Below are 21,633 nucleotides of genomic sequence, written 5' to 3' on the forward strand. Positions count from 1 at the left end.
AGGGGGAATGACTCATGAGCACCACACCACTCTTGCACCTACAGCATTTGCAAAAAAACTTTGGCCATTTTCGTGCCTTAAAGGACGTCACCTTTGACGTCTATCCCGGTGAAGTCTTTGGTTTTATCGGCCCTAACGGTGCTGGTAAATCCACGACGATTCGCATCTTACTTGGGCTCATTCGGGCCAGTGGTGGTACCGCCACTCTCTTCGGTCGGCCCGTCTGGCAGGATAGTGTTCAGATTCATCAGCGATTGGCTTACGTTCCCGGCGATGTCTATCTCTGGCCTAACCTAACTGGCGGCGAGATCATCGACCTGCTGCTCCGAATGAACGACCAAGCCCACACGACTCAAACGGATACCCTGATTCACCAATTTGGATTAGATCCCACCAAGAAGGCCCGGACCTATTCCAAAGGTAATCGCCAAAAGGTGGCCCTCATTGCCGCGCTCTCCCAGGAGGCTGACTTCTACATCTTTGATGAGCCAACTTCAGGGCTAGACCCACTTAACGAGCGGCTTTTTCAAGCAGCAGTACTGGCGCTTAAAAAACGGGGAAAGGCAGTGCTATTATCCAGTCATATTCTGTCAGAAGTGGAACGCATGTGTGATCGCATTGGGATTATTCGTGAGGGTCAAATCATTGAAACCGGTAGTCTCGCTGCAATGCGTCACCTAACGCGGACCACAGTAGCCGTCACGTTGGGCGATGACTTCGATGTCACCACCCTTCCCGGTTTACATGCCGTTACGCCCGGACACGCCGCACGCGAGTGGCAATTTTCAGTTGATGCCGATAGCTTAGCCGCCACGATGACCACATTAGCTGAACATCACATTGCGGCGCTCCAAAGCACGCCACCAACCCTTGAAGATCTCTTCATGCACTACTACGCAAAGGAGTGATCACAATGTCTCAATACCATAAAACTGGTTTATTACTCCGTTTGAACTGCCGGCGTGATCGCTGGCGAATCGTCATTTGGATTGTGGTACTGGCTGCCCTCATGGCCAGTGTTGCGGCTAAATTTGACGGTATCTACGGCACCCCTCACGAGATTGCGGCGATTCGCCAAACGTTGGCTAGTCCCGGAATTGTCGCGATGTTTGGCGCCTTTCGTTTCACTGGCCGCGTCACCACTGCCGAAATTTTTGCTAACGAAATGTTATTGTTCATGGCCCTAATCCAAGTAATCATGAACCTGACGCTAAGTATCCACGCCACCCGTAGCGATGAAGATCAAGGCATGACCGAACTTATTCGCGCCCATACTGTCGGGGCACTAGCCCCACTAGCTGCGGCAATGGGAGAACTGGTCATTATCAATGGTGGACTCAGCGTTCTATACGGTCTAGGGCTCCAACTGACCCACATGCCCGGAGCGACCACCAGTGGGAACTGGCTGATTGGCTTAGGACTCGGGACAACTGGTCTGCTATTTGGCACTGTGGGGGTGTTAACTGCCCAGTTGACCGACCATGCCGCTAGTGCCACTGGTCTCGCCTATGCCCTGTTTGGAATCAGTTACTTGGCTCGGATGATCACTGACGTTCAGCACCCCCAGTCCACTTGGTGGTCACCACTTGGTTGGATTGAAAAACTCAGTCCTTACCAGCATCCCAATTGGACACCCGTGGGTCTCAGCTTGCTTTTAACGTTCGTGATTTTGGGATGTACGATTTTTGCCAATGCACACCGGGACTTAGGTTCTGGCGCTTTGACCACTCGACCGGGACGTCGAACGGCTTCTCCGTTGTTACGGGGTCCGCTCTCCCTCATCTGGCGCCAACAACGCAATATTTTTATTGGCTGGTTATTGGGAATTACCCTCTTTGGGGTGGCATATGGTACCGTCTTTAACACAATCGGTAACATTTTAAAAACCAATCCCACCATGCAACAAGTCTTCGGCCGAGCAATGGTTCACGATGCCAATCATCAAATTCTACTGAATTTCACTAGTCTGCTAGCTATTGTCATGGCTAGTGTGGCCGTTATACCCGGTCTACAGTTAGTTTTAGAACTGCATACGGACGAAACGCATGGCTGGTTGGAGGCCCTGTATGCACGACCACTCAGTCGTTCGCGCCTGTTGGTCAGTTACGTTAGCAGTGCCTTGGGCTTGAGCACCGTGGCTTACATTGGTGGCCTCGCCGGTGTTATTGTGACTGGAAATGCTAGCCTTGACCATGTTCAAGATGGCATTAGCACCGCCGAATTTTGGCAAACCATCGCTGCTCAACTCCCCATGATCTGGGTATTTTTGGCGCTGGGAGTGGGTTTAGTCGGCTGGGTGCCGCGCATTAAGGCACTCAGTTGGGGCTACCTCGCACTAGGCTTTATCGCGGTCTACATGGGTGGTCTCCTCCAATTACCGACTTGGGTCCAACGCTTGGCGCCTACCGGGTGGATGCCCCGCGTTCCCGTTCATGCGGTCAATTGGACCACATTTAGTTGGATGGTGGCTTTGAGTGTCCTAGTCTTATTCCTGGGCTGGCTGGGCTACCACCGGCGAGATCTCCAGCTCCGTTAACCACGATAAAAAGCGCACCCTTAGACAGTTGTCTCGGGGTGCGCTTTCTAATCTATTGAATGACGACATCGTAATGGTTGCCGGTGATGGCCGTCCCGCGGTCATGCACAACCCCCATTCCTAATGGCGTCATAATTTTTGTGCCAAAGGCAACGCTTGCCGGTGCTGCCACGACCCGGTAGCCATTTGAATCTAACCCATTGGCACTGATATTAGTGCCATCGGCGGTTGTGCTACCTGAATAATAAGTCCATTTATTTCCATTCAAATAAACGACCCCTTGGGATTCAAAGGCGGCTTCCGTAATCGTCGCCCCGGTTGCCTGACTCGTTGTAGTAGTGTTAGTGGTACTGTTAGTTGTCGTCGTTGCGACTGTTTGATTGGTCTTTGTTGTCGGCGCTGTGCCATTGGTGGCTGTTTGAGGTTGATAATGATAGCTTTGTGCCGGTACTTGGACCGTCGCGGCATTGGCAGTTACGTTAGAAAAACCGATACCGGCTGCCAAGACTGCCGCCGCACTCACGGTCGTTAAAATCACTTTTTTTATCATTAAATCGTTCCTCCTTTTGATTGACCCTAGCTTACAACGCCCATATCTCAAATCGATTAGTTTAACGTTACTGCTTGGTTAAGGTAATCCGATTTTCATGACAAACTGGCATGATTTTTACGTAATCGACATTGTCTACAAAAAATAGTTAAAATTAGCCATTAAGCTTTTACTAACCTAGCTCTGTTACTGTAGATTGGGGGATTTTGCCTTTAAGGCTTCGGTTCCCCAATAAACAACCGGGCCAATCACCACTCACTGGCACGATTGGTCCAGTTATCTAGTTTAATGGGTAAGTCGCGCCACATCGCGAACAATCATCAATTCCTCATTGGTCGGAACGACTAAGACCTTAACGGCCGCGCCATCCGGACTAATCACCCGTTCCTCACCCCGGAAATCATTTTTGGCCGGGTCAATCGCAATATTGAGTCCCGCCAACTGGTCCGCAATGTCTTGTCGCATCGCAATGCCGTTCTCACCAGATCCAGCTGTAAAGGCAATCGCGTCCACACCACCCAGTTCAGCCACGTAGCTACCGACGTAACGCACGACCCGGTTAACAAACATGTCTAAAGCCAGCTTAGATTTTGGCCGGTCAGCTTGGGTGTCTTCCAAATCCCGTTGGTCAGGAGACAATTCCGAGATACCCAAGAGTCCTGACTGGTGATTCAAAATATCGATCATTTCTGGCATCGTCTTCTGTAATTTTTCTGCTAGATAGGCGACTAACGACGGATCAACATCCCCCGAACGAGTCCCCATCATCACACCGGCTAATGGGGTAAAGCCCATTGAGGTATCCAATGCTTGACCATGATCGAAGGCAGTAATCGATGACCCCGACCCCAAATGCAGCGTGATTAATTTTAACGCCTCTAACGGCTGGCCCAAGAGTTCAGCCGTCCGCTTCGCCACATAACGATGACTAGTCCCGTGGGCCCCGTACTTTCGGGCCCCAAACTTCTCGTAATAGGCATACGGCAGGCTATACAAGTAGTTCATGGCCGGCATTTGTGTATACAGCGACGTATCAAAGACGGCGACCTGCTGCGCTTCTGGCAGTAATTGCTGGAATACATCAATGTAATAGGCCTGCACTGGGTTATGTAACGGCGCATAGTCCTTCAATTCCTTAATTTGCTTCAGTACGGTGGGCGTGATGACGGCTGAATCCTTGAACACCTCACCCCCGGCGACAACGCGGTGGCCCACTCCCGTAATTTCACTCAAGTGCTGGACAATCCCGTAAGATTTCAGTCGGGTCAATACCATTGCCGCAGCCAGTTTATTCGTAATCTTATCTTGCGTTTCCGTGAACTTTTGCCCGTCCGCTAATTTAACTTTGAAGATGGACCCCGGTAAATTCAAGCGATCGACCATCCCTGAGGCAATGACCGTTTCTTCTGGCATGGCAAATAGTTTCCATTTCAGTGTTGAACTCCCGGCGTTGATAGCTAATGTTTTTCCCATGATACTCCTCCCAATCTATTATCAATTACTTTCCAGTCTAAAGAAAAATGTAACCGTTTTCAATGATAAGTTCAACTTATTAAAAAACCTGCCGGCAACGACAACGTTGCGACAGGCTGATAGTCACGCTTCAAGGTGATGCTCACGATAAAAACGGGTTAACTGGGCCGACGTCGGGTAGCCGTCATTATCGCCCGGCGTCGTAACGGCTAACGCCCCAATAGCACAGGCCCGTTGAACCGCGGCGGTTATCGGTACCCCCGCCAGCAGGCCACTAATCAAGCCCACAGCAAACCCATCACCGGCACCGACGGTATCCACGACTGAATCCACGTGCACCCCGGGAACCCGCTGGGCCGCCTGCCCCCGGACTTTCAACAATGCTCCCGCAGCCCCCAATTTAACAATGACCACCTGCGTCACGGTACTTTGTTGCAGGTAAAAATCCGCAATGGCAACGGGATCTGCTTCTCCGGTCAAAATGGTTCCTTCATTTAATCCCGGTAACACGATCTGCGCGTCACGAGCCAACTGATTGGTGACTCGGCACATCTCGGCACGACTCGGCCACAGCGTTGGTCGGAGATTTGGGTCAAAGACCACGGTCGCCCCGACCGCTAACAAGCGCCGGTTCAGCTCCCGATAAATGGCCTGATCATTAGTTGACAACGCGGCAAAAATTCCAGAAAGATGGCCCAACTTCACGTGAGTCAAATCGAGCGACGCCAGCACCTGCGGATCAAGATTGGCCGCTGCCGAATTTTTACGATAATAATAGGTAGCCGGATCGCCTTGGGTTACCCGTTGTTTTAAGTAAAAACCAGTCCAATAATCGGCACTCACTTGAACATGTTGATGATCAACGTGTGCTGCTTGGAGTTGATCCAAGATAAATTGACCCAATGGATCTTGACCCACGGCCGACACGTAACTCACCGAATGACCCAATCGGGCTAACCCCACGGCCACATTCAATTCTGCTCCGGCAACAAACTTTTGAAAACGTTGGGCCGCTACTAGCGACACATTCGGCTCAGTTGCGGCAAATACGGCTAGTGGTTCACCAATCGTCACCACTTCAGCACCAGACATACTGGTTGTCATCTCTCATCACCTAATTTCTAACGTAAGTCGTGCATATCCACGGCATCCATATCATCGTAAGTCTGGTTCTCACCACACATTGCCCAAATGAAGGCATAGTTGGTCGTCCCAACCCCGCAGTGAATGGAATAACTGGGATTAACAACCGCCTGATCCGGCTCCAACCAGATGTGCTTGGTATTCTCGGGAGTCCCCAAGAAGTGCGCCACCCGCGTATTAGGATCACCAAACTCAGTATATAGGTAGGTTTCCATTCGCCGGGCATGCGTATGGGCCGGCATGGTATTCCAAGAATTCCCCGGCGCCAAGACCGTGTAGCCCATTTGCAACTGACAAGTCGCCATAGTTGAGGCATCAATGTACTTATAAATGGTCCGCTTATTCATATGTGCTTGGTCACCCATCGGCATTGCCAGCGTATCCTTAAAAGCCAACTGCTTGCTAGGATAAGCCCGATGCGTAGGCGTCGACACCACGTAAAACTTGGCGGGGTGTTGGGCATCCGTTGAGGCAAAGAGCACTGATTGGGTCCCCATACTAATATAGTAGCCATCATGCGGTGCCACATCACTGGTCGTACCATCAATCGTCACCGTGCCGGCACCCCCGATATTAATGAATCCCAGTTCACGGCGTTGCAAGAAATAATCCACACCTAGTTGCTGATCAAGCTTGATTTCCAAAGGCGTTGTCGTTGGGGTTACTCCACCAAAAATCATACGGTCGTTGTACGTATATGTCAGGCGGATATCACCTGGTACAAATATTTCTGCCATTAAAAACTGCTGTCGTAATTCATCCGTATTGTAATGATCAATATCTTCCGGACTATGAGCATACTGCGTGACCATCTGAAATGCCATCTTCATTGCCTCCAAATTAATTTAGCGATAAACACCATGTTCATCGCAAAGAAAACGTTAACATGATAAGTTTAGCTTAGAGGAAATGAAAATAAAGTCAAGTTAGGTTCTTAGCTTCTGGCCCAGCCAACCCTAATTCAACAACTGGGCTGGTGATAATTCTCGACTACGGGTGAAAATGGTATATGCCTGCTGTGGCGACTGAACCGGCGTCTGCGTTAACCAGAAGCGAATAAAGTCCAAAACGCCCTGGGCGACCAGCTCACGGGCATAGTCAGCGGGAATCAGCGTTGTCTTGGGTTGACCGATCACCTCAAGAATTAGCGGTTTAATGCGCTTAGTCAGCTGTGACGCGGGACTTTCCAATAGGATTACGGCCAATTGCCACTGGCGATACAGGTAGCGGAATAGCTGACTAAAGGCATCCTTTGCGCCTGCCTGGGTGGCGGTGGGCTTCGGATACTGCTGGAAGATCAAGTGAACTTGATTGACCAAATCATTTTCGTACCGCGTTAGTAAATCGAACTTGTCTAAATAGTGGAGATAAAACGTCCCGCGATTAATCTGCGCTTCCGTTGTCAATTGCCGCACGGTTACCCGCTCAAAGCCTTGCTCCCCAACCAATTTGATAAACGCCCGTTGCAGTTTTATTTCCGTTTGTAGTCGTTGCGCGTCTGCTTCCATAATGCCACCTCCACAATTGCTTCCTTTTACTGCCCACATTAGAAATCTTTTTTCGGCACCTGTCAATCAACAACTAGTCGGTTTGTGTTAAGCTGCTAGTTTCCTAACTGACTCACCCCAAGCGCAGACCGCGCTTGAAACCCGCCATTTCTACCCAACACTTCCACTAAAATTGACGATTGCTCGGCCGCAATTTTGCAGGTACTCTGTAGGCGTTCAATCAACAGGCTGTTCAGCCAAAAGGGGGGCGTATGATGTTAAAAAGTGAATGGCAATTTCTCAAGCAACATAAAATGATGCTAGTCGTTATGTATGATGCCGATCGCACTTATCGACGACCACGCTGGGCTATTGGGGAACGGGGAAGTAAGGCTGCCGTTATCTCGACCAACACCGCTACGCCAGCTGCTTGGCTGGCAATGATTAGTATGACCATTGGGTTCAATCTACTCATCATTTTGAAATTTCACTTAGAGATGAAACGTCAGCCGCTAGGGGTTTAGTGGCAGCCTATTTAATAAGGGGTGGGGCCTCTGTAATGAGTTACCGCCATCAGTAACCCTTCTAATGTATCATCAACAGCCAAAAAAAGGAGCGATTTCCAATTACCTGGAAATCACTCCTTTTTTTATTAAAACCACCCGTAGCCCAACCAATGATGTTTGGCCTGAGTCCAAGTGCCATAACGACTGTGGGCATACCGGTCAGCCGTCTTTTCTTGATTTGCTTTACTGTAGTCACCATGAAGCATCGAGATCGTTAGTTGATACTTACCATAATAGCGACCATTTCGTGCGCGGTAATTACCACCGGATTCTTTCCGGGCAATCCAAGCCTTCGCACGCTTTTCTTTCTTAGATAGGTTGCAAACGTACGTCACACTGGCCTTAGCCGTCGTTGCCGGCGTAACCACAGACGTCACGCTGGGCAGAGCCATCGAAACGACCATGACGATTAACATAAAAATTGTCTTGAGTTTCAAAATCAGGTTCCCTCCCAGCGAATTGTTAAGAATATCATAACCTTTCCAAGTTACAGGTGGATTGTCCGCATGTTACAAACGTGTAACGAACGACCCCATTTTTTGCAGTATGGTGTACAAATCCTATTTTATCAGGGGTTTTCCACGTCAAAACGACGGTTAGCTCATTTGAACTAAACCGTCGTTTCCGTGTATTTTTTTTAGGTGAACGTCTTAACTAGTTTTAGTACCAGCCATTTGCTTGCCAGAAAGACTTGGCAGCGGCCCATGAACCATACCGTGAGCTAACGTAAGAATTAGCAACCTTTTCTTGGTTGGCAGCTGAGTAGTCACCGTTTAGCAGGGACTTCGTCAGTTGGTACTTCCCATAGTAGTTCCCGTTAGACGCGGTGTAAGAACCACCAGATTCCTTGTTAGCAATCCATGACTTAGCGGAAGATGTCGAGCCAGATGTTGACGTTGTTGCTGCCGTGTTAGTGCTCGTTGTTCCCGTAGTAGCCGTTGTATGGCTTGCTGTGCCACTATAGTTTGTTGCTGTGTTGGCGCTGTTGCTAGTCGTAGTTGTCGACTGAGCTGGCGTCGTGCTTTGGCTTTGCGTCGTCGCCGTGGTTGCAGCAGTGGTGCTAGCTGCGGTCGTGCTATTCGGCACTGACAGGCTTTCACCGACGTAGATTAAATTAACATTCTTTAAACTGTTGGCCGTTTCAATGGCAGAAACACTTGAATTATATTGGTTGGCAATCTTGGCCACCGTGTCTCCCGATTTCACCGTTACCCGGACGTCGGCGTTAGCGGAAGTGGTGCTGGCAAATAACCCAGCGCCTAATACTGCGGCGGTACCTAAAGTAGAAACTAAAACTTTTTTGATATTCATAAAAATGAATGTCCTCCTTTTGTTTGGGTGAAACTGTCTTGCAATTACTTAACGAGACCCATCATAACCCGTGAAGGTTACATCGGGATTGTTAGTGAGTTACACGCAGATTAAGAAAATCGGCCGAAAATGACAATCCGTAATGTGGTTAACCAACTTGACACATTAACCCGCTTTAGCCGCGATTAATTGCGGTCATGTGTCAAATAAAGCGGTCTCATCCCATTTAAGGCCTGTGCTATTTTTAAAAAAAGTACTTTTCCCCCATATTTATTGGTGCAATCCAGCAGTTTTACCGTCATAACTCGCTGCCCAACTACTTCGACCATCAAAAAAACAGATCAACTCGTCGCCGAATTGGTCTGCTCATTTTTGATTTTATTCATAAATAACTCGTTCTGTCGCCTGCAAGTTAATGTCGTTTTTCGCGCCGGAACCCTGCTAATCCCAATAGACTACCTAGAAGAACGATCCCCCACCACGGAGAAGTTGCTTGCTCCCCCGTCTGTGGTAAAGTCTTCAACGTTGTCTGGGTTGGGTCTGACATCCCGGCTGGCGTGGTCGTGGCCTTGGCCGAAACTGCTGGTTGCGTTGCACCGTTTTGAACGGTGGCCTGTGGTTTGACTCGCGTACCTACCCGAACCTGATCGGCTTGCCCACCCGTCTTATTCACAGTCGGCTGCTTGGCTGGTTGTGTTGGCTTAGTCGGTTTAACCGGCTTAGTGGGAGTCGTCGTCCCTGGTTGATCAGGGGTTACTTGATCCCCGTCACCACTCTGTTGGACATAGACATAGGTTACCACAATATTTTGATCACCCACTACTCCCGAGGCATTTGCCGGTGTGGCCTGTAGCCGATAATTCTTTACATCGGCGGGACTGGTCGTGTAACGATCGCCGACTTGCTTCCTAAAGACGAAGTCCGATGCTACTGCCTTGCCATCCGGATCTTGGTAATGAACCGTCACGGTAACCTGTTGCGTAGGGGTTGGTGGTGTCACCGCATCTTTGGTGTAGGTGACGGTAAAGGTATTGGCAGCCACGTCGTCACCAAACACTGACGTTGGCAACTTACTTGCCGTGTAGCCCTTAATCACCGGACTTGTTGGGAAGGCGATAGTATCACCATATTTGCCACTAATCGTTTGACTCGGGGCGGCTTCACTGCCATCCGCATAAACGTAATGTACCGTTGCCGTCTTGGTATCAGCGGTATAAGTCACCGTAAAGGTGTTTTCATCACCATACTTCGCTGGCGTTAATTCGCTTGCCGTATAACCCTTAATCACCGGACTTGTTGGGAAGGCGATAGTATCACCATACTTGCCACTGACCGTTTGACTTGGGGCAGCTTCACTGCCATCCGCATAAACGTAGTGCACCGTTGCCGTCTTGGTATCAGCGGTATAAATCAAATTAATCGTCGTATCAGCCGTTAAAGTTCCCGCCAATTGGCCATCTGTTAGCGTTAACGGTTGCCCATCCTGGGTTGCCTGCTTAAACGTGTAGCCTTTCAGCGATGGCACTTGCGTCTGCCAAGCTTGTCCGTAATCTCCCGTCATCGTTTGCGGCACAGCCAGTGTGTGTCCTTGATCATCAATAAAGTTGAACGTTGCCGCAAGCTTCTTCACGCCAAATAGCAACGTAATGTTAGTAGGATCTTCGGCGTATACCCCTGTCACGGCCATATCATCGGCTGTTCCCTGATAAGCGTAACCTTGCGCCATAATTTTCTGAACCGCGTTCATCACCGTGGCGGATTGATTTAAGTCAAAATCATCCCCCAGGTTGCCACTCAAGGTCACTTGCGGCGCCAATGATAGCCCACTAGTCGTCTTGAAATTAACATTAACGTTACCGACCGAATCGCTCAGCGTATATAGCTGAACAATTTCACCGTCAAACGGGTAACCTGGTAAGCCCAGCAACGTATCATGCCAATCTACGAACAGATACCCCGACTGCCCTAGGTCTTTCCAAGCGACCGTCGCATCATCCAAATTAGTTCCTGTTCCGGCGCTAGTCATCCCAAAATAAGGTGAGGTTTGCACTGGTGTAATCGGCACATTACCGCCATCAAGATTGGTAATGATAAAGGATGGCATCGTATAGGAAGTTGTTTTGGCATTCAACACAATGGTGGGCAACTTGATAATCTGATAAGCCATCGTTGCCGACGTTGACATCGTATCCTTGGAATTCTGGAGTGGTGACAGGTCAGAAATCTGGTTGTATGAGAGTGAAACCCCTTTTAGTTTGAGGTTCTTCAATGCTGAAATGTTACTAATTTGATTCATCTGTAAATTTAATTCAGTTAAGTTGGTCAACCCAGCCAGTGCACTAATATCACTAATACTGCCGTATTTCATATAGGCGCCAGTCCAGTTGAGATTAGCATCCAGATTAGGACAGATCCATAAATCCGTTAAATTTTTCGCATACTCCAGTCCTTGCAACGACCGGACTTGCATGGTTGCTAAGTAATAATCTTTATTGTTCTGCTGCGCCGACGTATCCACATATAGTTTTGTCAGATTGCCCATCATCGCCTGCGTAATCTGATCAGCCGAGGTAATGCCAGTCGTCTTCGCCAGTTCATGGAGAACCACTTGTTGTAAGTTCGTATCAGGCATCCATTGATCAATGGTGACGTCTGCTGGCGCCGCTGACTGGACAGTGGCTGCGACAGGCGCAACCGCTGCTGCATTGGCTACATTGCGAGTCGTTGCTGCTTTTACTTGTGCCGTTGCGGCTGATACCGGTGTGGCTACCTTAGTCGCGTCGATGGCAGCCGCAGATGATACTGGCGCTACAGATGAAGGTGCCGCACTAGCCGGCGTGGACGTCGAATTAGTAGCCGTCGAATCAGGCGTCACAGCTGAGGCCGTCTTCGAAATCACCGGTGCAGCAGAACTAGTCGCCGCTTGAGTAGCAGACTGAGCAGCGCTTGTTGCTGCTGAATTTGGCGTGATTGCTGAGCTAGCCGTACTAGCTGGCGTTGCCGCCGCTGAGAACTGTTCAGTGGCTGTGGCTTTAGCTGGCGTCACTGTTTCAGTGGTAGTGGCATCAGATGTCGTTGTCGTCGCCGCTTGGGCCGGTTGGCCGCCCATGAGTCCCATCATAACAGTAGCGGTAAATACCCCCGCGATCATCCAAAGCTTACCTTTTTTATACATCTTATAATGTTCTTTTGAATTCATCGCCTTAAACACGATAATTCCTCCCTTTATGAACATTGCCATCCATACAACAGTGTGACTAATTAAGTGCTTTTTATCATGCATAGTTACATGTTGTTAATCATTACAATTTTATTATAACGTGACATAATGGATAATTCTACGACACCCGATAATGTTTTATACTGTTTTTTAAATTTAATTATGGTCAGAGCGCCGATATATCAACAATAATCGTTCGATAAGTCGCTTTAAATTAATTCGTTACGTTTTTTAATAACTGTTGCCAATTCGTTTATTTTTAATGTCTAACGTGGCAACTAAACTGGCGAAATGTTTAATCTGAGTAGATATCAATCTAAAACCACGCTTTGTGGGTTAACACTCGCCAAATCTAGCGTACGCAAAAAGGCACTATCGGACCTGCATCCGATAGTGCCTACTTGAATTTAAACGTTTTGTTTAGAAGCTAGGTTTAGTACCAGCCATGTGATTGCCAGAACGCCTGAGCGGCTGACCAAGAACCATAGCGGGAGTTTACATAGCTGTTAGCCACCTTTTCCTGGTTAGCAGCGGAGTAATCACCATTTAAGTATGAGGCACTTAATTGGTACTTGCCGACGTATTGACCATTACGAGCTGAGTATGAACCGCTAGATTCCTTGTTAGCAATCCATGCTTTAGCACTAGCTTCTGATCCGGAAACCCCGGTTGAAGCTGATGCTGTGCTGGTAGTCGTATTTGTCGTCACTTGACTCGTCGTGTGGCTGTATGTGTTGTTAGCAACACTAGCAGCTTGCGTTGTCGTAGCTTGTGTGCTGTTAGGTACGTTGAGCGTTTGACCAACGTAAATCAAGTCGTTATTCAAGCTATTAGCCTTTTCAATAGCGTTAATAGATGAGTCGTACTTATTTGCCAATGACCAAACAGAATCCCCCTGCTTGACCGTCACCTTAACGTCGGCGTTAGCCGTATCGTTAGTAGCGAAGATACCGGCGCCGACAACGGCTACCGTTCCAAGAGTCGTAACTAAAGCTTTTTTGATATTCATAAGAAATGAATGTCCTCCTTTGTTTGCTTAACGGCTATTAGAATAACTGATGGTTATGTCATTTAGATTGGGGTTTCGTTACGCCACTGTTAAGAAAAATATTACAGTATGACAATCCGTCATATTTGTTACGCGTTTGTTACATAAACCGCTTTTATTGGCCAATTTTTACCCATTTTGGTGAAAACGAGGGGTATTTTTCCGTGCATTTTGCACTTAAAAAGCGAAAAAACTTGTCATATTTAATGATAATTCGATGATAATTCGCTTTTTATCGTATAATTCCGTCGAAAAAAGTAGAACTTTACCCGAAAAAGGTTGCCTTAAAATAATGTTTTTACTTCACTTTTCATCTGGTTTATCTCTCGCTTTTTCCAGTTTCTACTATATATATGCAAATCCTATCTAAACAAAAAGGAATCACGATATAAACCATCGTGATTCCTTTTTACCTATCCAATTACTTATTTTTCAACGTTCTTACCATCGTATTCATCAAGCATAATTTGCTTTAATTCAGATACGAGTGGTTCGCGTGGATTAGCCGTTGTACATTGATCCTCAAAGGCTAACTCAGCTAGCTTGTCCACTGCTTGGTCAAAGTGAGCTTTGTCAACACCGTTGGCCTTCAGACTTAAGGTCACATCAACGGAATGGGCCAGATCAATGATCTTCTTGACAAGAGCTTCCTTGAGCTCTTCGTTAGTCGTTCCTGGCAGACCCAAGTAACGTGCGATTTGAGCATAGTCTTCATCAGCCTTGAAGTGATCATACTTTGGCCACATGGATAACTTCGTTGGTTCCTTGAAGTTATACCGGATAACGTGTGGCAAGGTAATGGCAATAGCCAATCCATGAGGTAACCCAAATTCGCCACCCAACTTGTGGGCAATCGAGTGATCAATCCCCAAGAAGGCGTTGGCAAACGCCATCCCAGCTAGCGTTGAAGCATTGTGCATCTCTTCGCGCGCTGTAATGTCACCGTTGTAGGAATTAGTCAGGTTATCCATCACTAATTTAATCGCTTGTAATGACCATGGCCGGGTGTAATCAGAAGCCATGTTTGACACGTAAGATTCAATGGCATGGGTTAAAACGTCTAACCCAGAGTAAGCCACCGTCTTCTTAGGGACCGTTTCGATAAATTGGGAATCCACAATCGCAACGTCTGGCGTTAAGGCATAGTCAGCCAGTGGGTACTTCACGTGAGTCTTAGAATCCGTAATCACGGCAAACGGTGTGACTTCTGAACCCGTTCCAGAAGTGGTTGGAATGGCAACAAATTGGGCCTTGTGCGGCTTGTTAAACTTGTAAGCCCGTTTCCGGATATCCAAGAATTTCTGCTTAGCGCCAAAGAAGCTGGCTTCTGGATCTTCGTAGAATAACCACATATTCTTGGCAGCATCCATTGCTGAACCTCCACCTAAAGCCACAATTGTATCTGGCTTGAACATCCGCATTTGAGCAACCCCACGGTTAACCGTATCCGTCGTTGGATCAGGTTCCACGTCAGAGAACAAGGAGTATTCAATGCCGTTTGGTTGACGCTTCAATTCATTCAGCACGGTGTCGATGTAACCGAGTTCAACCATGGCTGGGTCAGTAACTAAGAATACCCGCTTGATGCCTGGCATGTCATCGAGGTAGCGAACTGATGTCTTTTCAAAGTAAACCCGAGGTAATTTAATCCACTGCATATTATTTCGCCGCTTTGCAATCGTTTTGATGTTCAGTAAATCAAAGGAAGAAACGTTATGGGAAACAGAGTTTTTACCCCATGATCCCGTTCCTAAGGTCAATGATGGCACCATTTCATTGTAAAGGTTCCCGATACCACCGATAGCAGATGGGGTATTGATCAATACTCGACTAGCCTTCATCGCAATCCCAAACTTCGTTGCCAAAGCATCATCCATTGTGTGAAGAGATGCCGTGTGACCGAGACCACCGAAGTGGAGCAAGTCATCACAAAGCTTGAAGGCATTTTCCTGACTCGTTGCCTTGTAAACTGAAATCATTGGACATAGTTTTTCTTGAGACAATGGGAACTTTGGTCCGACTCCGGTAATCTCAGCGGCTAACACCTTCGTACCAGCAGGAACCTTGATCCCAGCCAAATCAGCGATCTTTTGTGCTGACATCCCTGGAATTGGGCCTTTAACGCCACCCTCTGGTTTGAACATAGTGTCAGCTAGGGCCTTTTCGTCGCTCTTCTTAATGAAGAAAACGCCACGGTCTTGCATTTCTTTTTTAACGTCATCATAGATTTCATGGTCAATGACCGCACTGTTTTCAGAGGCACAAACCATCCCGTTATCAAAGGTCTTCGATAAGACAATGTCATAAACGGCCCGTTTGATATTCGCCGTCTTTTCAATGTAAGCTGGACCGTTACCAGGACCCACCCCTAAGGCTGGCTTCCCAGTTGAGTAAGCGGCCTTCACCATACCAGGACCACCGGTCGCTAAGACACTGGCAACCATTGGGTGATTCATTAAGGCTGTCGTTGCTTCCAAGCTTGGCGTTTCAATCCATTGAATAACCCCTTCTGGTGCACCAGCAGCGATGGCCGCATCACGAACCACTTTAGCAGCCATAACTGAAGATTGTTGGGCTTGTGGATGGAAAGCAAAGATGATTGGGTTCCGCGTCTTAACCGCAATTAGGGACTTAAAGATAGTGGTTGACGTCGGGTTCGTGACAGGCGTTACCCCGGCCAAAATTCCCAGTGGTTCAGCAACTGTAATCAATTGCCGTTCATGGTCATCCTTAATAATGCCAACTGTTTTGTCATGCTTGATAGAGTGCCAAATTTCTTCACTCGCATACATATTCTTTACGGCCTTATCTTCCATCACTCCACGACCAGTTTCTTTAAAAGCGGCCTTGGCTAAAGCCATATGCTGATCTAAGGCTGCAATCGACATCTGGTGAACGATGTGATCGACTTGTTCTTGGGTAAAGTCATCCATGGCACACAGGGCGTCATGGGCCTTGGCTGTCAACCGGTCGATCATCTGGTCAACGGTTTCAGCGCTTTCTTTTGATTTTGATTTTGAATTCTCTTTCACGTCTTTTAACATCATTATGCCTCCATTTTTTGAAAACACTCTTGTTAACTTCTTCACGAGATATATCATAACATGTTTTTGGGAATCTGCAAGTCTTTTATGTTAAAAAAATCACAATTAATTAATTGGCTTTGTAACACCATTCAGTCAGCGCTTACGGCCGTTTAAGATGTAAGCGCATACAGTTTAACAAACTTTTTTCCTGCCGTTTTCTATACGTGAATTAAATCACGATGCTAACATTTTGCTTTCATAATAACTAGATTTTGTTTTCATAAGGTTTAACGATTCTTTCGGCAAACTTTTCTCCACCGACCATCACTAGAATATGCTAAAGTAGAAGTAGTTCATATTTGTGAGAGGAGTTGAGAACTGTGCAAGCTTGGCGGTTCTGGCGGGAATCAACCCGTCATTTTTTTCAGCACTGGGGGAGTTACGTCACGCTCGTATTCATTACGAACTTGGCCATTAGTTACGTTGCCGTTCCCGCCTTTACTTGGTTAACGGCCGCCCTCATGAAATGGCAACACGTCCCCTACGTGTCATACACCAATATCGGCAGTATTGCTTTGCGGCATCCCTTAGCAATCATTGGCTTGTTGCTCATTTTATTGGCCATTATTACCTTAATTTACTGGCAATTTGCTTACCTATTACTGGGAATCATGAATATTCGCAATGGTCGTCCCCAGACTTCCCGTGCCGTACTGGGTGATGTTTTCCGGAGTCTAGTTGGCGCATCACCCAGTACTTTCTTATTCTTTATTGGTTACTTCGTTGTGATCATTCCGTTTGGTAGTGAGCTTTTTTCAACGCCGCTCCTCAACAAGGCTAAAATACCCGCCTTCATCGTGACCTACCTCATGGCCAACCCACTGTGGGCCGTCTTTTTGGGCATCTTCTACGTGGCAGCCGCCTATATTGGTATTCGACTCATTGCCGTTTTACCGTTAATGATGCTGGATGGCTACCACAGTCATGAGGCCATTCGCCTCAGCTGGCAACGAACCCGTCGACATTTTTGGGCCTATTTCAGTAAAATTCTGGTGACCTTAGCCATCGTGACGGTCATGGTCACTTTAATCTACGGCCTCATCTACTTGGGACAATTAGGATTTGACCGTACTGGTTTTGGCTTAGCCGCTGCCACCTTCAATCTATTCCTCATGGAAATCATTACCGAATTTATCGTTTGTTACTCCACGGTCATCTTCATGATGGTTGTTCTTAGCAGTCACGATAGCCAGCAACAAACCCCACTGAGCCTGTTCTCATTCCGCGAACCCGCCAGAACCAAGCTACGCACGCGACTCTTAATTATTAGTGGTTTAACACTCATCAGTGCCCTCCTCGTTGTGTTTAATCTCGTTTATCTTAACGGCTTAGCCATGACTAAACCGTTGACCATCGCCCACCGTGGCGTCGACAACGGTAACGGGGTTCAAAACACCATTCCCGCAATGGTCAAAACCAGCAAGGAACGGCCAGACTACGTCGAAATGGATATTCGGATGACCAAGGACCACCAGTTTGTCGTAATGCATGATGGCAATCTGAAATCCCTGGCTGGACTCAATCGTTCCGTTGCCAGCATGACTTTACGCCAATTAACCAAGGTAACGGTGACCGAGAACGGCTATCAAGCAAAGATTCCTAGCTTCAATCACTATCTCAACACGGCAATTAAGCATCATCAAAAACTTCTAATTGAGATTAAAACCGGGTCGGCCGACACCCCTGACCTGTCCGAACGCTTCTACCGGCAATTCGGTCAACGCATCTTAACGAACCACGAGCAGGTACACACACTGAGTTATAAGGTGATGGATAAACTAAAAAAAGAGCATCCGCAGTTATTTGTCAGCTACATCATGCCATACAATCTAACTTTTCCACGGACCCGGGCCAACGCCTATACAATGGAATCAACGACACTAAACGATAGCTTCGTCGACCAAGCGAACCGAGAACACAAGAAGGTCTACGCTTGGGACATCGACGACGTAAATAGTCTTGATCAAATGATGTTTATGGGCGCTAACGGCGTCATTACCAATAACTTAGGTCTGATTCAACAAGAAATTAAGGATAACACGGATCATCCCAGCTATGCCAACCTCCTGTTGACGTTCATGAATGATCTTTCTCTGGAAACTCAAACGCAATAAATCAATATCAAAAAGCATCGTTAACCGCTCACTGGCGATTAACGATGCTTTTACTTACTTCTTTTCAATTTTACGTAATGGTCGTTTAATCAGGCGCAGCAGTTTTTCTGATTGCAGACGTGAGACCACTGTATCGACAGCCACCTGCATGAGCTTCTCATTCAAGTTCTGCGCGGCTGGTTGCACCTGGTCCTCACCTAAATGGTGCAGACGGTCTTCCAATTGGCCGATAAAGTTATCGTAAGCCTGTTTAGGATAATCGCCCGCCGTAATCTGGTCGATCCCCGAACGCACCGTATCTGTCTGAAACATGGGTTTGAGTAGGCTGATCATTAAAATATCGGTCAACTGCATGGTCTGATATTTCTTTTTCACGGGGGCCATGATCACATTGTGTTTCACATAATTGTTAATCATCGCCGGCGTAACCGTATCAATTCCTAAAGGTCCTAAAACGTCATTAATTAAGGCGGTTACTTGATCCATGTATAGGTCGAACTTGGGAAGATCATCCCAGCGTGGTAATTTAACACCATGCATCTGATGCTCCCACCGCGTGTATTGATTAAAATCAGCCATAACATTCCCTGCCCTTCCATTTCTTACCTAAATTATAACACACCAACTAGTCTTGATGACTAGCTAATGATTATAAATTTCAAATCATCTAGCGCCAACGAATTCGACTGAGAATTCGCCGACCCAAGATATCTTGCACCAGTAAGAAAATCGGTTCAACGCTCACCATCAACGGCAGATAAATCAACGCTAAACGCCAGTTAAGTAAGTTAACCAGCGAAAAGATTGGTCCAAAGAATAAGAAGATAATGGCAAACAATGCCGCCATTGCGACCACTAACCCAATCTTAAATCGGTTCAGTGGTCGGGCAACCATCAGTAAAGCATTGAGACTAATTAGCCCAGTCATTAAGACACTAAGCGTTGAAGTTGTGGCAAAGCTCAACTGAAACTGGGTTCCCAATGCCATCACAACTAAAATATATCCCACGACACAGACAGCGGCCGGCGCCGCAATTTCCATGACCTGTTTCATAAACCGGTCCGCGATCCGCGCATAATTCGGCTGCAACGCTAGGAAGAACGTAGGAATTCCCACCATTAACGAAGAGATCGGTGTCAACTGGATCGGTTCAAAGGGGTAGCTGCGGCTCATAAAAATAAAAATCAAGGTGAGTACCACAGAATACATCGTTTTAATGAGGAACAAGGACGCTACCCGTTCGACGTTGTTAATTACCCGGCGGCCCTCATTCAAAACGTTAATCATCGCGTCAAAGTTAGAATCCACTAACACAAAATCAGCCAGACTCTTCGTGGCCTCGCTTCCCGAAGCCATTGCAATACTACAATCAGCTTGCCGCAACGCCAATAGGTCATTGACCCCATCTCCAGTCATGGCGACCGTGTGTCCGGCCGCCTGATAGGCTTTGATCAACTGTTCTTTTTGTTGCGGCGTTACGCGTCCGAAGACGGTATAGTCCCGCACTAACTGTCCATAATCCGGGGTCTCACCAACTTGACTCATGTCCACCAACCGCTCGGCACCCGCAATCTCTGCACGCTGAGCAATACTAGCCACCGTCACTGGATTATCACCCGAGATCACCTTTAAAGCGACGTCTTGATTGGCAAAGAAGCTGAAGGTATCTTTAGCCCGGGGACGCAATTCATCCGTAATGAGAATCAAGCCTAATGCGCGTGGTGCCGTTGGTCGCGGCGTGGTTAAGGCCTTAGCCGCTGCTAAGACCAAGACGCGATACCCTTGACCAGCCAGCGTATGAATCCGTGCCTGCAGGCCGGCGGGCACTTGGTCAAAAATAAACTCTGGCGCTCCCATCACATAGGCTTGCTTATCCCAGATTGCTCCGCTCCATTTTCGCCCGGAAGAGAATGGTAAGACCGTCGTCGCAGTGACTGTTGGCGTTCCTAATGCTTGTTGAATTGCCTGTGCCGTTTCGTTATCATCACTGGTAGCCGCCACCAATTGGGCCAAAATGGTCTGGGTGGTTTCAAGGTTAGTTTCCGCCCACGGCTCTACCCGATCAAGCTGTAATTGGCCACTGGTAATTGTTCCCGTTTTATCCAAACACAGCACATCGACTCGGGCCAACGCCTCAATGGCTGGTAATTCTCGTACTAAGACGTGCCGGCGGCCTAAAGTGAATGCCCCAGCTGCTAGTGCGACCGAGGTCAATAACACGAGCCCTTCAGGGATCATCCCCACCATCGATGCGACGGTTCCCAGAATGGCCCGGTTTAGGTCCTGACCGCGCATCATGGATGACACGAACAGGGCCACACCTAATGGAATAATCGCAAACGTTAGCGCTTTAATAATTCGGTTAATAATGGTTAACAGTTGACTAGCTGTTCGCCGTTGTTGCTTCGCCGAATGGGCCAACTGCTTCACAAAGCTACCATGACCCACAGTAGTCGCTTGGACCGCCGCCCGACCAGCTAGGATCACACTCCCAGAAGTTAAATTCTCGCCAGTTACTTTTATGATCGGCGTTGATTCCCCCGTAATTTGGGATTCGTCAACTTCCAATCCCGTAGTTTGTCGGATCAGTGCATCTACCGGTAGCTGATCGCCCCGCCCAATTTCCAAAATATCATCTTGGACAATGTCTTCTTGTGGGTGCACAACGATCTTACCAGCTCGCCGAATCCGGCTTTTACTTTCGGATAACAGAGCTAATTTATCGACCTGCCGTTTTGAGCGAATTTCCTGAAAGATTCCAATCGCCGTATTGACGACCACGACGCCCAAAAACAGCAGATTCTTATAGCTCCCCGTCACTAGCACTAAGGCACCCAAGAGTACGTTAATTAAATTAAATAGTGTGACTAAATTATCCCGAAAAATTTGTTTGATACTACGCGTTAGTGGAGGCAAGGGATCATTTTGTTGACCAGCGGCGACCCGTTGCTGCACTTCCTCCGGCGTTAACCCGGTCTCTAATGGTGGTTCGTATTGTAGCATCACCCTTAACCTCCTTCACCAATTCCTTATTAACTATTGTACTAAATATTTTGGTTAGTCTCTTCTAATCTGTCCGGGATTTTCTCATCTTTTAA

At 47.6% G+C, this 21,633-nt stretch carries 16 protein-coding genes; 4 read left to right on the forward strand and 12 right to left on the reverse strand.

All coding sequences use genetic code 11. The features are described 5' to 3' along the window. The first annotated feature begins 14 nt into the window (after positions 1-14). Together ACP4IT_RS02190 and ACP4IT_RS02195 are read left to right on the forward strand one after the other, a co-directional pair. Positions 15-908 (forward strand): ABC transporter ATP-binding protein, encoded by an 894-nt coding sequence (locus ACP4IT_RS02190; protein ID WP_024855270.1) that lies wholly within the window; start codon positions 15-17, stop codon positions 906-908. A gap of 5 nt (positions 909-913) precedes the next feature. Then, positions 914-2,536, forward strand: coding sequence for an ABC transporter permease (locus tag ACP4IT_RS02195; RefSeq protein WP_426855156.1), 1,623 nt, complete (start codon positions 914-916; stop codon positions 2,534-2,536). Between the two features lie 52 nt (positions 2,537-2,588). On the opposite strand, the gene ACP4IT_RS02200 is transcribed toward ACP4IT_RS02195, so the two are convergent. The 5 genes from ACP4IT_RS02200 to ACP4IT_RS02220 all read right to left on the reverse strand — a co-directional run bounded on the left by ACP4IT_RS02200 (position 2,589) and on the right by ACP4IT_RS02220 (position 7,210). After that, complete coding sequence (locus ACP4IT_RS02200) at positions 2,589-3,086, reverse strand: hypothetical protein (RefSeq protein WP_011666936.1); 498 nt, start codon at positions 3,084-3,086, stop codon at positions 2,589-2,591. Between the two features lie 285 nt (positions 3,087-3,371). Then, positions 3,372-4,559 carry an acetate/propionate family kinase gene (locus tag ACP4IT_RS02205; protein ID WP_011666935.1) on the reverse strand — a complete coding sequence of 396 codons (1,188 nt, stop codon included), beginning with the start codon at positions 4,557-4,559 and terminating at the stop codon, positions 3,372-3,374. Positions 4,560-4,682: 123 nt separating this feature from the next. Beyond that, complete coding sequence (locus tag ACP4IT_RS02210; RefSeq protein WP_128491692.1) at positions 4,683-5,663, reverse strand: sugar kinase; 981 nt, start codon at positions 5,661-5,663, stop codon at positions 4,683-4,685. A 17-nt stretch (positions 5,664-5,680) separates the two neighbouring features. Continuing rightward, on the reverse strand, positions 5,681-6,526 hold the full coding sequence (kduI, locus tag ACP4IT_RS02215; protein ID WP_024855274.1) for a 5-dehydro-4-deoxy-D-glucuronate isomerase: 846 nt from the start codon (positions 6,524-6,526) through the stop codon (positions 5,681-5,683). A gap of 132 nt (positions 6,527-6,658) precedes the next feature. Continuing rightward, positions 6,659-7,210 (reverse strand): TetR/AcrR family transcriptional regulator, encoded by a 552-nt coding sequence (locus ACP4IT_RS02220; protein ID WP_011666932.1) that lies wholly within the window; start codon positions 7,208-7,210, stop codon positions 6,659-6,661. 254 nt (positions 7,211-7,464) lie between these two features. On the opposite strand from ACP4IT_RS02220, the gene ACP4IT_RS02225 reads away from it, so the two are divergent. Beyond that, positions 7,465-7,713 carry a hypothetical protein gene (locus tag ACP4IT_RS02225; RefSeq protein WP_024525945.1) on the forward strand — a complete coding sequence of 83 codons (249 nt, stop codon included), beginning with the start codon at positions 7,465-7,467 and terminating at the stop codon, positions 7,711-7,713. 128 nt (positions 7,714-7,841) lie between these two features. Here the strand turns inward: ACP4IT_RS02225 and ACP4IT_RS02230 are convergent, their stop codons facing one another. The 5 genes from ACP4IT_RS02230 to adhE form a co-directional block, all read right to left on the reverse strand. Further along, positions 7,842-8,192 (reverse strand): aggregation promoting factor surface protein, encoded by a 351-nt coding sequence (locus tag ACP4IT_RS02230; protein WP_011666931.1) that lies wholly within the window; start codon positions 8,190-8,192, stop codon positions 7,842-7,844. Positions 8,193-8,415: 223 nt separating this feature from the next. Continuing rightward, positions 8,416-9,066 (reverse strand): LysM peptidoglycan-binding domain-containing protein, encoded by a 651-nt coding sequence (locus tag ACP4IT_RS02235; RefSeq protein WP_011666930.1) that lies wholly within the window; start codon positions 9,064-9,066, stop codon positions 8,416-8,418. Between the two features lie 412 nt (positions 9,067-9,478). Continuing rightward, complete coding sequence (locus ACP4IT_RS02240; RefSeq protein WP_226769757.1) at positions 9,479-12,277, reverse strand: MucBP domain-containing protein; 2,799 nt, start codon at positions 12,275-12,277, stop codon at positions 9,479-9,481. 442 nt (positions 12,278-12,719) lie between these two features. Beyond that, positions 12,720-13,295 (reverse strand): LysM peptidoglycan-binding domain-containing protein, encoded by a 576-nt coding sequence (locus tag ACP4IT_RS02245; RefSeq protein ID WP_011666928.1) that lies wholly within the window; start codon positions 13,293-13,295, stop codon positions 12,720-12,722. Between the two features lie 464 nt (positions 13,296-13,759). Then, positions 13,760-16,378: a bifunctional acetaldehyde-CoA/alcohol dehydrogenase gene (gene adhE, locus ACP4IT_RS02250; protein WP_080662504.1), complete on the reverse strand. Its 2,619-nt coding sequence runs from the start codon at positions 16,376-16,378 to the stop codon at positions 13,760-13,762. A 362-nt stretch (positions 16,379-16,740) separates the two neighbouring features. On the opposite strand from adhE, the gene ACP4IT_RS02255 reads away from it, so the two are divergent. Next, the gene (locus tag ACP4IT_RS02255) at positions 16,741-18,534 is read left to right on the forward strand and encodes a glycerophosphodiester phosphodiesterase (RefSeq protein WP_011666926.1); all 1,794 of its coding nucleotides are present in this window, start codon (positions 16,741-16,743) and stop codon (positions 18,532-18,534) included. Between the two features lie 54 nt (positions 18,535-18,588). Here ACP4IT_RS02255 and ACP4IT_RS02260 read toward each other — a convergent pair whose 3' ends face one another. Both ACP4IT_RS02260 and ACP4IT_RS02265 read right to left on the reverse strand, forming a co-directional pair. Further along, positions 18,589-19,113 carry a DUF1836 domain-containing protein gene (locus ACP4IT_RS02260; protein ID WP_011666925.1) on the reverse strand — a complete coding sequence of 175 codons (525 nt, stop codon included), beginning with the start codon at positions 19,111-19,113 and terminating at the stop codon, positions 18,589-18,591. 88 nt (positions 19,114-19,201) lie between these two features. Next, positions 19,202-21,538 carry a cation-translocating P-type ATPase gene (locus ACP4IT_RS02265; RefSeq protein ID WP_011666924.1) on the reverse strand — a complete coding sequence of 779 codons (2,337 nt, stop codon included), beginning with the start codon at positions 21,536-21,538 and terminating at the stop codon, positions 19,202-19,204. Positions 21,539-21,633 lie beyond the last annotated feature (95 nt).

Source organism: Levilactobacillus sp. LN180102 (genome assembly GCF_050106635.1).
GTDB lineage: Bacteria > Bacillota > Bacilli > Lactobacillales > Lactobacillaceae > Levilactobacillus > Levilactobacillus brevis.

Excerpts from the sequence above, each read along its gene's own strand:
- ACP4IT_RS02190 (WP_024855270.1), top strand. The coding sequence starts at position 15 with ATGAGCACCACACCACTCTTGCACCTACAGCATTTGCAAAAAAACTTT.
- ACP4IT_RS02195 (WP_426855156.1), top strand. The coding sequence starts at position 914 with ATGTCTCAATACCATAAAACTGGTTTATTACTCCGTTTGAACTGCCGG.
- ACP4IT_RS02200 (WP_011666936.1), bottom strand. The coding sequence starts at position 3,086 with ATGATAAAAAAAGTGATTTTAACGACCGTGAGTGCGGCGGCAGTCTTG.
- ACP4IT_RS02205 (WP_011666935.1), bottom strand. The coding sequence starts at position 4,559 with ATGGGAAAAACATTAGCTATCAACGCCGGGAGTTCAACACTGAAATGG.
- ACP4IT_RS02210 (WP_128491692.1), bottom strand. The coding sequence starts at position 5,663 with ATGACAACCAGTATGTCTGGTGCTGAAGTGGTGACGATTGGTGAACCA.
- kduI (WP_024855274.1), bottom strand. The coding sequence starts at position 6,526 with ATGGCATTTCAGATGGTCACGCAGTATGCTCATAGTCCGGAAGATATT.
- ACP4IT_RS02220 (WP_011666932.1), bottom strand. The coding sequence starts at position 7,210 with ATGGAAGCAGACGCGCAACGACTACAAACGGAAATAAAACTGCAACGG.
- ACP4IT_RS02225 (WP_024525945.1), top strand. The coding sequence starts at position 7,465 with ATGTTAAAAAGTGAATGGCAATTTCTCAAGCAACATAAAATGATGCTA.
- ACP4IT_RS02235 (WP_011666930.1), bottom strand. The coding sequence starts at position 9,066 with ATGAATATCAAAAAAGTTTTAGTTTCTACTTTAGGTACCGCCGCAGTA.
- ACP4IT_RS02245 (WP_011666928.1), bottom strand. The coding sequence starts at position 13,295 with ATGAATATCAAAAAAGCTTTAGTTACGACTCTTGGAACGGTAGCCGTT.
- adhE (WP_080662504.1), bottom strand. The coding sequence starts at position 16,378 with ATGTTAAAAGACGTGAAAGAGAATTCAAAATCAAAATCAAAAGAAAGC.
- ACP4IT_RS02260 (WP_011666925.1), bottom strand. The coding sequence starts at position 19,113 with ATGGCTGATTTTAATCAATACACGCGGTGGGAGCATCAGATGCATGGT.
- ACP4IT_RS02265 (WP_011666924.1), bottom strand. The coding sequence starts at position 21,538 with ATGCTACAATACGAACCACCATTAGAGACCGGGTTAACGCCGGAGGAA.